Origin of the sequence: Marinicella pacifica (assembly GCF_014636635.1) — a bacterium.
Taxonomy (GTDB): Bacteria; Pseudomonadota; Gammaproteobacteria; order Xanthomonadales; family Marinicellaceae; genus Marinicella; species Marinicella pacifica.
Genome location: NZ_BMEO01000001.1, coordinates 58,987 through 71,505 on the forward strand (window position 1 = coordinate 58,987; position 12,519 = coordinate 71,505).

Genomic DNA, 12,519 nt, shown 5'->3' on the forward strand with positions numbered 1-12,519 from the left:
ACAAGGCATCGTTTGCAGATAATGGCCTTAGTCCTTATCAAGAACAATAACGCAGCAATGAGGCTTGTGGCGGTCTCCCGAAGGGTGAACCCTAAAACAGCCATCTACGGCGTTATGTTTCCTGGCAATAAGACCAACTATTACTGCGAAAACAAGCCTTGTAGCTGACTATTTTATGATTCACTCATAGGGCATATTAGTTCAAAACACTACACTAAAACAGCTTAAAGCCGTCGAGCAATGCTTACACAAACTGGGATTGGTTTCTCAATTACCCGTCGATGCCGAACAATTATTCCATTTTAGAGACGAATACATTAAAAATCGGCAACTGGTTGCCTGGCATTTTTACCACCCCAAAGACCTGAGCAAACAAGTGGATCTAATTATCACATTTGACTTAAGCAACAAGAAAACCATGACTAAGACACTCAATACCGGCACAGTTCAACTGTTAAACAAAAAAGATTTGATAAAAATGAAGCAACAATCAGCCCGGCCTCAGGATTTAGAAGACATCAAAGCACTGAAACAATTATGAAAGCCCTACAAATCCACAGCTCTGAATCTCTGGCCAGAGGTCAAAAAATGACCACCGATGAAATCGCCCGTTTCCTGGAGGATTTCCGTCAACTCCATGGCCATAACCCACAACCCAGCAAACTTATCAGCCTTAAAGTCCCCATCCCACTGCTAAACGCTTTCCGGTTCCAATGCGAACAGCAAGGCCTGAAATACCAAACACAGATCAAAACCCTGATGAAAGACTGGCTTCAAACTAAGATAAATACATCAGAATAAATTTAATCATAACGATAGGTTGGACTGAGCGTGTGGATATCCACCAAATCAACCACGAAAAGTTGGTGATAAAAAAGGGCACCTTTTTGATGCCCTTTTTAATTTTACTTTTCCGGTTTTTTTAAGGTGCTGTACAACCGGTTATTCTGACGTTATCGACCACCCAACCTTCAGGGCGTCCGGCTGACGAGTCAGAGGTTATGCGGAAGCCCAGTTTAATGTCACTGCCGGCATAATTATCGACATCAACGTTAAAAACAGTGGCCGCCATCGGATCACCACACCAGGCCAGTGTGCCGCCGGGTAATGGATTATTGTAAGAGCCGCTGACCGGGCCATCGTAGTTATTATTGATGATATCGGTATCAGGTACCTGGGTAAAGGCACCGCCATTCACCGAGACTTCCAAAATGGCCGAATCATAACAACCGCCACTTCTGTCTTCAATTGTCTGGGTGTTCCAGAATCGCAATGTGAGTGGCCCCATACCTGTAGGCAGAGATAACAAAGGAGACACCAAAGAACTGTCATTGATATTAGCAATATCATCGGCCTGATAAGCCATACTGCCGCCATCACCCACAGGCTCTAATGACCAGTTTGCCAATCCGACCGCTGTTTCAATGGTCCAGGCAGGTGGCGGTACAACTGCGCCGTCAAAGCCATCCATAAATATCAGATCATTGTTAAAATCAAAATGATAGATGTCTGTTTGCTGCATGCCAATGGGGCAATCTCCGGGCGCTATTTCGGTTTGGAAATTATTCACCGCGCTGACAGCGTTACCACAGGGGCTTTGCGCCGTTACACGCCAGTAATAGTCTGTACTGGTTTGTAAATCAACACTTGGGGTATAACTGGTGCCGGTTAAGGTTTCAGATATGTTGACCGTGGTGAAAGATGAATCCGTGGAAATTTCAATCAAATAGTCAACCGCATTGGCATCACTGTCCCAGGTAAACGTTGGTTTTTTGGAAACATTGGTGGCCCCATTGACCGGGGACAACAGGTTACTACCGGTGGCACTTGCTGCAGAATAATTTACAGTTAAATCAAGATTTTTATCGGTCACATTAACACCGTCATTACCGCTGGCTAATAGCGTGATGGTACCAGCACCGGTGGAACCGCTGTTATCCACATCAAAAGTGAAATCTGAAGAAAATGGCGGTACCTGCGCATTAACACTAAATGAGGTGTTGTTCACATAAGCAGGTGCGGAATCCACACTTAACGTGACTGTACCTGTATAACCAAGTACCTCAGTGACGGACAGGGATGACAAATTACCCGTATCTCCGGCACACACAGCCAATTGGGGCGGCGTGGCAGAAACATTAAAAGTCGGTTCAGCATTGGCGTTGTTACCATAGCCCACCATGGCATCCACCGAACTGGCGCGGTTATCGGTCCAGGTCATGGCCATCTTATCCAACACCACGGAGAGGCCGTTATAATCACCCCATTCTTGGCCGTTATTCACATTACTTGACGTTTGGGTTGAATAACGTTGTGCACCCTGGGCTAACCAGGAAGCACCCCCATCGGTGGAGACATTGTAATAAAAATCCACGCCGCTTCGGGCATTGGAATGTCGGGTATCGTAAAAACCAATATGAACAACACCATTTTCACCGACTTTAATCCAGGGATGAAAGCGATCCACTGTTAATTTATCTGATGTGGGGTGCGGTTTTGGCAATTCTGTCCAGTTGGCACCACCGTCAGTGGATTTAAACACGCGGATTTCTGCGTGGTTGTTATTGGCTGAACCGGTGCCATAGCCAACACTGTCACTGGTTTCATCAGTGATGGCCACGTACAAATGATCATTGTTGGTGTCAATGTCCGCAGAGGCGTAAATAAATGCTTCACGAGATTCCATGGCCGGTATCGGAAAGTCAAAGCGACCACGAATCGGTGACACCACCACCGGGGCTTGAAAACTGGCACCTCCATCGGTCGATTTCAACATATTGAGCTCAGCCTGATTGTTATTATCACTGTCAAGACCCGGATAGAAGTAATAAATGTTACCGGCAGAATCGGTGGTGATATCAGACCCGATACCCCTATCAACACCCACATTAATGGGTGTGCTCCAAGTTGTGCCGTAATCCGTTGATCGCGCAAAACGCATTACATTGCCTTTGTGGTAAGTGATATATACATTGTCTTTATGCGGTGAAGTGGGTGAACGATCTACGTGAATAAATTCTTTGTCATTGGATTGATCTCCATCCACCATGATCATCGGCACCCAGGTCTGGCCGCCATCTTCTGAATAAGAGCTGCGAATATTACAACCCCCAAAACCACAACTGCCTAAATCTGCCTGATAAACCCTTTGGGGGCTGACATCCAGGGTTGACCAGTCAACCGTCGGATCACAACAGGAACTGGGATTAACCTGAGAAGCAAACCAGGTGGCGCCACCATCTGTTGTGTAATACATTTCCTGACCGCCATTGGCATTGGCACCGGCGACCGCTTGCATGTTATTATAAGGATTAAATTCGACGGTCACTTCATTACCACCGGTTTGTAGCACCACCTCACCGGTGGGATTGACCACCGCGCCTTTGCGTGGATCATCCGGTTTACCGTCTAAAGTATATGGATGGTAGTATTTTCCCAAACCTTCTTTATACCAAACCCCATCCACCAACAATCCGCCATAATGGATTAAAAACGCATGGTACAGTTCCCGTGGGTAGAACTCAGTGATATGGGGGTTGGCCTGACGGGCTTTCACTTTAAAAAAGGCCGGCACATTTCTGACATAATGATCGTTTTCAGGCAAAATAGCCAAATCTTCCTGGGTCAACTGATAATTGCGGTCATCCCAGGGACCGAGTTTTGCCAAAGCGGCATAATCAACCCGCTGATCAACACCTAATTCTTGTCTGATTTCCGCATGGACGGATAAAGATGTCATCCACAAAAGGACAACGCTCAAAATAATTTTCATAGAATTCCTCTCTCTTAACAGGGTAATTTTCAAAAAATAGTAAACTTTTTTTTTGCCTGAATACAATCTTACAATAATTTTTTTATCGGTTTTGTGAAGTAAGTCTTGGTTATTAAGCGGGCACATCCTCTTTTGAAATATTTTGCTCATGCATCACTTCATCCGCATATTGCTTATCCTTAAAATTTGATTTTCTCTTATTTGACAGAGATTTATCGGTGATTAAGACCAATTCGACCGTCACAGAAAAATGATCTGAACCGATCAGACGGTGACGCTTCAGTGATTTCAAGTGAAAATGACGGCTCACAAAAACATGGTCCAGAGGCCAGCGCAAAAATGGCAGCGATGCATGAAAAGTATTTAAATAACACCGCCCCACGCGAACATCAAGCAAACCGCTGATGCGTTTAAAAGCACGCAGTGGTTTTGACCAGGGCACATCATTTAAATCGCCGGCCATAAGTAACGGCTCAGTCATATCTTTGAGTTTCCGGGCCAGCGCCAGTAATTCGGCATCGCGTTCGGTGGATTCTTCGTTTTCAGAGGGACTCGGGGGTGCCGGGTGCATAAAATGAGCCAATACCTGATTGCCGTCAATATCTATACAGGCATGCACTGAAGGCACAAAATCCTGTACAAGATGATTAACCTGGACATCGCTTAAAGGGAATTTAGAGAAGACGTGCATGCCGTACATGCGTTCATTGGGCTGGCTGATTCGATGGGGGTAATCTGAGGTCAGTTCCTGTAGTGCCTCATGCCAAGCCTGGTTGGTTTCCATACAAACCAGGACATCCGGTTGCTGTTTATTAACCAAATCCACCAATGCTGAATAATGATCATTTTTCATCAACACATTGCTAAGCATTAAGGTGAAGCGTGACTGACAATCTGTTTCATTAAAATCAGCCACTTCTTTTGTATGCCAGCGGGTGTATGGGAACAAATAATATGCCTGTAAGACGAGACATGCGGCAATCAAGGCCAACATCACATAGTCCACAGTGGTTAAAACACCCAGAAAAAAAGGTGCGCTAAGCACTAACAATATAGCCAAAATAAAGCCTTGAATACGGACAAAATCAAAAGCCCGAATCCACCAGATGCGGCGTTCGATAAATGGCATCACCGCAAATACACAGATGATGGCCGTGATGATCGTTAAATATATCTGACTGTCTAAAAATGGCATACTAATGATTGCTAAATCTTGTCATTATAGAGATAAAGCCATTATGTTTATGATAAACAGGGCTATTTTTGTCATTTTATACAACCGACATCGGTCTTTTCAGCTAAAATGAATAACAATCACTTATTAAACTTCAGCCGGTAAAGCATAGATATTTTGAATTAATGCTTGAACTATCGGGATTTGATGTTATATTAGCTTTATCAAATACATTAGCGTTTTGCTCGACATGTGACCAAAAAACCATCACTCTATGAAAATTATAATTAGCTTTATTTTATTAATCAGCCCTTACCTTGTTACAGCCGATACAACGTGGTATACGGTAAAAGCCACCGAGGAACCCGTTTACAGAACCTTTCAGGGCCGCATCGAGGCGATTCAGCAGGCCACTGTTTCGGCTCAGACCAGTGGTCGGGTGGCGAAAATCCATGTGGATGTGGACGACTATGTGACCGCCGACATCGTTATTATTGAGTTCACCAATCAGGAACAAAAACAAGCCGTTGAACGGGCTCAGGCTAATCTTGAGGCCGCCAAAGCCACAGAAAAACAGGCACTGGCCAGCTTTAAGCGCGCGAAAAATATTTTTGAAAAGAAACTGATTTCACAAAGCGAATTCGACCGCGCTGAAAGCCAGAAAAACACCGCTGTTGCAGCCGTTAAAACCCAACAGGCGGCCCTGGAAACGGCCCGGACACAGCTGGAATATACACTAATTAAAGCCCCCTTTGACGGCATTGTCACCGAACGGCATGTGGAACAAGGTGAAGCGGTCAATGTCGGCACACCTCTGATGTCAGGTTTGTCTTTAGATCATTTACGGGTGGTCACCCATATCCCTGAATCAATGGCCGATCGCATTAACGAACAGGGTCGCGCCCAGGTTGAATTACCTGACGGCTCCCGAGTCGAAAGCCGTGATTTAATCCTGTTCCCCTATGCCGATCCGGTTAGTAAAACCTTTCAAATGCGGGTCAACTTACCGCCGAAAACGCCGGGCTTATTTCCGGGCATGTCGCTTAAAGTTCATTTTAAAACCGGTCAGCAAGAGCGCCTGATGATTCCCACTCAGGCCATCGTCCGGCGTGGTGAACTGTCTTTGGTTTATGTTAAACACGGCGACCAGCAATTACCCAGGCAAATTCGCACAGGTCAACAAAGCAATCAGATGACCGAAGTCATATCAGGTTTAGCGTCCGGTGACACCATTGCCGCCAACCCCTTAAACGTGGCTGTTACACAGCAACCATCTAACCGATAATTGGGGGCATTCAGTTCATGAACAAGCAAGATAAGCTGTCGATCTCAGGCTTACTGGCAAAAAGCTTTCAGAACAATCAATTAACGCCGTTAATCGCTTTGGTTTTGGTTTTATTAGGTGCTTTTGCCGTGGTGATTACACCGCGTGAGGAAGAGCCGCAAATTGATGTCACCTTTGCCAATGTGATGATCGGCCTGCCCGGTGCCACCGCCAAAGAAGTGGAACAATTGATTACCAATCCCGCTGAGCAGGTCTTGGACGAATTGTCTGATATCAAGCATATATATTCAATTTCTCGACCCGGATTGTCGATTATTACGGTTCGTTTTAAAGTTGGAATAAAAAGAAACGATGCCATTGTTCGGCTTTATAATCAGGTGCAGTCCAACAGCGATTGGCTGCCCCGTAACTTAGGCGCCACCACACCCATCATCAAACCGTTGGGAATTGATGATGTACCGGTGTTGACCGCCACATTATGGAGCGATGACACCGATAAAACCCACCGTGATTTACTGGAAGTGGCACACAGTCTTGAGAATCAACTCAAACGTATTCCTGAGACCCGAATCATTCGCAGCTTTGGTGGCGATCAGCGTATTGTCCATGTTGAAATGGATCCGGTTGATATGTTGAATTATCAAGTGGGCTTTACGGATATTACTCAGGCTTTACAAGCCAGTAATTACAGTTTACCACTGGCAGAACGAATTGAAGGCAATCAGTTGATTCAAGTCCAAACCGGCTATTCATTTAATCACATCGACGACCTTGAAAATCTGATTATCAAAGTCACGGAACAAGGTAAGCCCGTTTATCTACAAGACATTGCCCGAATTTATGACGGCGCGGATTCACCGGAATCTTATACCTGGATTGATGCCGGTCATGCCTGGGGTGACGGTGTTGCACCTCATTATTCGCCGGCCGTTACCATAGCTGTGGGTAAAAAACCCGGCAGCAATGCCGGTCAAATCACCCAATCGGTTATGGCCGCCATAGAGCAATTAAAACAAAGTCGCATCCCACAAGATGTGCATGTCGAAATCACCCGAGATTACGGCCAAACCGCCAACGATAAAGCCAATCAGCTGATTAAAAAGCTTATTTTTGCCACCATTTCAGTGATAATTCTGATGTTGATTGCCATGGGCTGGCGTCAGGCTTTGGTGGTGGGTTTAGCGGTGAGTATAACCTTGGCCATCACCTTATTCGCATCCTGGGCGTATGGCTTCACCCTTAATCGGGTCTCCCTTTTTGCGCTTATTTTCTCCATCGGTATTTTGGTGGACGATGCGGTGGTGGTGGTTGAAAACATTCATCGCCGCAGCAAAAATAACAAAGACAAACTCAGTGACATCATCCCCCCGGCAGTCGATGAAGTCGGCGGCCCGACCATTTTAGCCACATTTACGGTGATTGCGGCCTTGATGCCAATGGCCTTTGTCAGCGGTTTAATGGGCCCGTATATGAGCCCGATACCGATTAATGCCAGTATGGGTATGCTGTTGTCCTTATTAATCGCCTTAATCATCACCCCCTGGCTCTATGGCAAGTTTATTGGCAAAGACCATAGTGAAACCAAACCGGCGCATGATAAAAAACCACAAAAAACATCCATCTTCCAACGTATATTGCCGATCTTTCTTAAACAAAAAAATGGTCGAACACCCCGTTATCTATTGATTGGTTCTGTGGTGGCTTTATTGGTCATTTCTATTTTATTGGTCCCCTTTCAACACGTTATATTAAAAATGCTGCCCTTTGACGATAAATCTGAATTGCAGATTATAGTTGATATGAAAGAAGGCACCACCCTGGAAAGCACTAACCAGCTGATGGTTGAACTGGTTTCTGAATTAAACGCGTTCGAAGATGTTAAACACGCAGTCGCTTACACCGGCATTTCATCACCCATCAATTTTAATGGTCTGGTCAGACAATATTTTCTGCGACAGGGAACTCATCTCGGTGATATTCAAATTATGCTGACTGACAAGCATGAACGCAGTCAACAAAGTCATGAAATCGCTCTGCAAATGCGTGAAGTCGTTGATCGCATTGCTGATAAATATGATGCCTCTTTGAAACTCGTTGAAGTACCGCCCGGGCCGCCGGTGATTTCACCTTTAGTGGCCGAAATATATGGTGATCATTACCCGCAACAAATTGCTGACACAAAAAACATCGCACAACTTTTTGAGGCCGTTGATCATATGGTCGATATCGACACCACCGTGGAATATGATGCCCCTAAACAAGTGCTTGAGATTGATTTACCCAAAGCCATGCAGGCCGGTGTCTCGCAACAGCAAATCACCACCACCGTCAACACTGCACTGGCCGGTATGGACATGAGTTTTTTACATAACCAACATAATAAATATGCGCAACCGATACGTCTTGAAATTGATCGTAACAAGCAAAATGATTTGAATCAGCTGATGACCGTGCCGATTAAAACCCAGCGAGGAGATTTTATTCAATTGGGCGAATTGGTCACGGTGGTCGATACTGTGATTGAAAAATCAATTCAACACAAAGACCTGCGGCCCATGACCATGGTCACTGCCGATATCGCCGGCGGTGCCGATTCACCACTGTATGGTATGTTCGGGGCGAAAAAGCTGATTGAAGATCAGTACCCTGAAATCGATCAGTATTTTATCGACCAGCCCCTGATAACGGACAGCACGTACATCAAATGGGATGGCGAATGGCAGATCACCTATGAAACCTTCCGCGATATGGGTATTGCCTATTCGGTGGGGTTGATTTTAATCTTTTTGCTGATTGTGGCGCACTTTCATTCCTACTTTGTGCCTTTGATTATTATGGCACCAATTCCCTTAACCATTATAGGCATATTGCCCGGTCACTGGTTGCTCGGCGCGCAATTCACCGCCACTTCCATGATTGGCATGATTGCCCTGGCCGGTATTATTGTCAGGAATTCAATCTTGCTGGTGGATTTTGTCCATATTCAGCTGGCTGCCGGTAGCGATTTAAAAACTGCCGTGATTCAATCCGCTGAAGTCCGTGCCAAACCCATTATTCTGACCGCCTTAGCGGCCATGATGGGCGCCTTCTTTATCCTTGACGATCCCATTTTTAACGGCCTGGCGGTATCGCTGATCTTCGGTATTTTTATCTCAACCTTATTAACGCTGGTGGTTATCCCGGTGCTGTTGTACTGGTATCAATCAAGACAGGATAATAAAAGCACTCAGCCATAACTGAGTGCTTTTAATGTTTCTTGAAATAGTCAATCCCGGCTTTTTTCAGGATTGATTTAATAATCTAATATCTGACCATCACGATCCAAAACAACCGGTTCGCCATAGCCCAGTTCTTTCAGGCGATCTAACTGGGTTTTACCGTCACCTACCACCACATAAATCATGTCCTGTTCATCGATGTATTGATTAATATAATCTTTCGCATCCGATAATGTCATGCCCTCTAACAGTGCCTGTTCTTGTTCCAGAAAGTCATGACCTAAATCGAACCGGGTTACCTCATTGAGCGCATTTAGCAATTGCCCCAGGGTTTCAAAACGCCGGGTGTTGCCTTTGCTGAGTATATTCTTGGTGACGGCTAAATCATCTTCAGTAAATGTATCCGCATAATGGCCAATCAGGTCTTTAAGAATGTCTAAGGATTCAAGCGTCACATTACTGCGCACCTGGGTTGAAGCCACAAAAGCACCGGGATAGAATTCTGAACGTATCGGATAAGAATAGGCACCATAGGTATAGCCTTTGGTGATACGCAGCATTTGCGTGAGCCGGGCACTTGAACCTGAACCCAATCGATTATTGACAATTTCGATGGCTTTAAAATCAGTACCGGCCGGCAATTGCTTGCCGACAATCAAGACCGATTGTTTGGCATCAGGCACATCGATAAAGTAAAGTTGCGGGGTTGTGCTCGGTGATTCGGCCGGCCGGTATGTTAATTCAATTTCTGTGTGTGGCAAGTTCTGATCCAGGCTTTGCAAAGCAGTTAATGCAGTGCTCGAGTCGATGGCACCGACCACATTAAATTGTATCAACTGAGTTGATAAATTCTGCTGATACCATTCCTTAATATCATCAAGCTCAATGTTATTCACTGAATCCAATGTACCGATCGATGGTTGGCCGGCCACATGATCTGTACCATAGAGTTTGCGGAAAAAGACTTTCTGTGCAATGCTGTTCGGGTTACCGTAAGCCGCCGTAATATCTGTGAGAGTATTGTTTTTAATACGCTCAAAATCGTCGGCATCAAAACGCGGTTGTAACAGCATTTCGGTGACCAAATCCATGGTTTTACCAAAATTTCGAGCTAAACTATTACCTGAAATGGTGATGGCGGTGGTGCCCGCTGATACATTAATGCCCGATCCCAATAAACCGATCGCATCTTCAAATTCAGCCGCTGTTTTATCTTGGGTGCCCTCCTCCAGCATTTGAGCCACTAAGTTTGCCGTGCCGTTCTTACCCGCTGAGTCCAGCATTTGGCCGCCTTGAATGCGTAAAGTGAAATTCACCAACGGCACTTCATCGTGCACAATTCCGGCCACCGAAATACCCTGGTCCGTTTTTGCCTCCCAGATAGCCGGTGATATGAGTGCCGGCAATTCTCCTATTGGGGGTTCAGAACGGTCATGTTTTGTCGCTGTTCTGGGGAAATCATCGGCATCTTCTTCGGTAAATTCGGGCTCTTGACCGGCCACAATGTTCTCTTCGACCACATCCGCTTTTTTTGAATCAATCAATGCCAGTTCAGGATGACCCTTGGGCACAAAGCTGGTCATAATCGCCGGTTTGTTCTTAATGTATTGATGATAAACACGCATAACATCATCAGCGGTGACGGCTTTAATGTTGGCAATATCCTGTTTATAAAACTCAGGATCGCCGGCATATTCATTATAAATACCCAGTTGAAAGGCTTTATTAAGGACACTGGAAATGCCGTTATAAAAGTCGGTTTCCTGTCGGGCTTTAATTTTTTGCAAATCAGTCGCGCGCACACCCTTGGCTTCAAAGTCCATTAAAGCCTGTTGTAATTCCTGGTAAGCCTGATCTAAATCCACACCTTCATGACCACGAACCCGGACCGTAAAGGTACCGGCCAGTTCCTCCGAACGGTTATAGGCAGAGACTTCCGCGGCTAATTGTGAACCCTTAACTAAACGTGAAAATAAGGGCGATTGCTGGCCTCTGGCTAACACTTCGCCGAGGGCATCTAAGGCATAGGCATCTGGATGGTATTGTTCGACTGTCGGAAAAGTCAGCCTTAATTCGGGCAATTGCGCAAAGTTATCTTCATGATATAACCGCTGACTATTTTCTAAACTCACCGGCATGGCTGGCATCGGATCGACCGCTTGGCCGGCCGGAATTTCACCAAACCATTTTTCAACCGAGGCTTTCGCCGCCTCAAATTCAATGTCACCGGCAATTACCAAAGTGGCATTTCCCGGGGTGTAGTATTGATCATAAAATTCACGCACATCAGCCAGGGTGGCATTTTGCAAATCCTCTAAATCACCGATTACCGTCCAGTTATAGGGATGAGACGTTGGAAACAAGGCCTTCTTTATAACGTGCGAGGTATGCCCATAGGGCCGGTTATCCACCCGCTGACGTTTTTCATTTTTAACCACTTGTTTTTCCCGCTCCAACGTGCCCTGCTTAACCGTGTTAATCATGTAACCGAAGCGATCGGAATCAATCCACATCAGTTTTTCAAAGGCATCTTTGGGCACCACTTCATAATACATGGTGCCATCTGACCAGGTGCCGCCGTTACGGGTACCGCCAAGCTCTGGAATCATTTTACGGTTAGCGCCCATCGGTACATTCTCAGAATTATTAAATGACATATGCTCAAAGAAATGCGCAAAACCGGTACGGCCGGCCTTTTCTCGATTTGAGCCCACATGCACAATGGTGGCCACCGCCACAATCGGATCCGAATGGTCTTCATGCACAATCACCTCTAAACCATTGTCCAAAGTAAACGTTTGATAACTCAGGTCAAGATTGAACGCCGAATCAGGGGTCTCAACCTGAGCAACCGTTTTAAGCTGCTGCGGTTGACTGCAGGCTGTTAACAGAGCGATTAATAGAATCACTGAATATTTGGATCGTGACATAGAAGCCTCTTGTGGAGATAAAATATCGTACGACTATACCAGAAACGATTTAGTTATCCTGTGTAAAAAGTCATCCATCCATGTGCATTTTTAAGCAACATCATGATAATGAACCTAAATTCTAAATAACAAATGTTTGT

The 12,519-nt window shown here is 45.4% G+C and carries 7 protein-coding genes; 4 read left to right on the forward strand and 3 right to left on the reverse strand.

All coding sequences use genetic code 11. The features are described from left to right. Positions 1-259 precede the first annotated feature (259 nt). Positions 260-541: a hypothetical protein gene (locus IEV16_RS00280; RefSeq protein ID WP_188363663.1), complete on the forward strand. Its 282-nt coding sequence runs from the start codon at positions 260-262 to the stop codon at positions 539-541. Next, positions 538-801, forward strand: coding sequence for a hypothetical protein (locus tag IEV16_RS00285; protein ID WP_188363664.1), 264 nt, complete (start codon positions 538-540; stop codon positions 799-801). The genes IEV16_RS00280 and IEV16_RS00285 overlap by 4 nt, the downstream gene beginning before the upstream one ends. Before the next feature lie 121 nt (positions 802-922). On the opposite strand, the gene IEV16_RS00290 is transcribed toward IEV16_RS00285, so the two are convergent. Together IEV16_RS00290 and IEV16_RS00295 are read right to left on the reverse strand one after the other, a co-directional pair. After that, positions 923-3,772 carry a sialidase family protein gene (locus tag IEV16_RS00290; protein ID WP_188363665.1) on the reverse strand — a complete coding sequence of 950 codons (2,850 nt, stop codon included), beginning with the start codon at positions 3,770-3,772 and terminating at the stop codon, positions 923-925. Positions 3,773-3,884: 112 nt separating this feature from the next. Beyond that, a complete protein-coding gene (locus IEV16_RS00295; RefSeq protein ID WP_188363666.1) occupies positions 3,885-4,967 on the reverse strand; it encodes an endonuclease/exonuclease/phosphatase family protein in 1,083 nt (360 codons plus the stop codon). Positions 4,968-5,220: 253 nt separating this feature from the next. Here IEV16_RS00295 and IEV16_RS00300 point away from each other — a divergent pair, with 253 nt between their 5' ends. Both IEV16_RS00300 and IEV16_RS00305 read left to right on the forward strand, forming a co-directional pair. Further along, on the forward strand, positions 5,221-6,231 hold the full coding sequence (locus tag IEV16_RS00300; protein ID WP_188363667.1) for an efflux RND transporter periplasmic adaptor subunit: 1,011 nt from the start codon (positions 5,221-5,223) through the stop codon (positions 6,229-6,231). 17 nt (positions 6,232-6,248) lie between these two features. Continuing rightward, the gene (locus IEV16_RS00305; RefSeq protein ID WP_188363668.1) at positions 6,249-9,467 is read left to right on the forward strand and encodes an efflux RND transporter permease subunit; all 3,219 of its coding nucleotides are present in this window, start codon (positions 6,249-6,251) and stop codon (positions 9,465-9,467) included. Positions 9,468-9,523: 56 nt separating this feature from the next. Here the strand turns inward: IEV16_RS00305 and IEV16_RS00310 are convergent, their stop codons facing one another. Then, positions 9,524-12,379: a M16 family metallopeptidase gene (locus tag IEV16_RS00310; RefSeq protein ID WP_188363669.1), complete on the reverse strand. Its 2,856-nt coding sequence runs from the start codon at positions 12,377-12,379 to the stop codon at positions 9,524-9,526. Positions 12,380-12,519 lie beyond the last annotated feature (140 nt).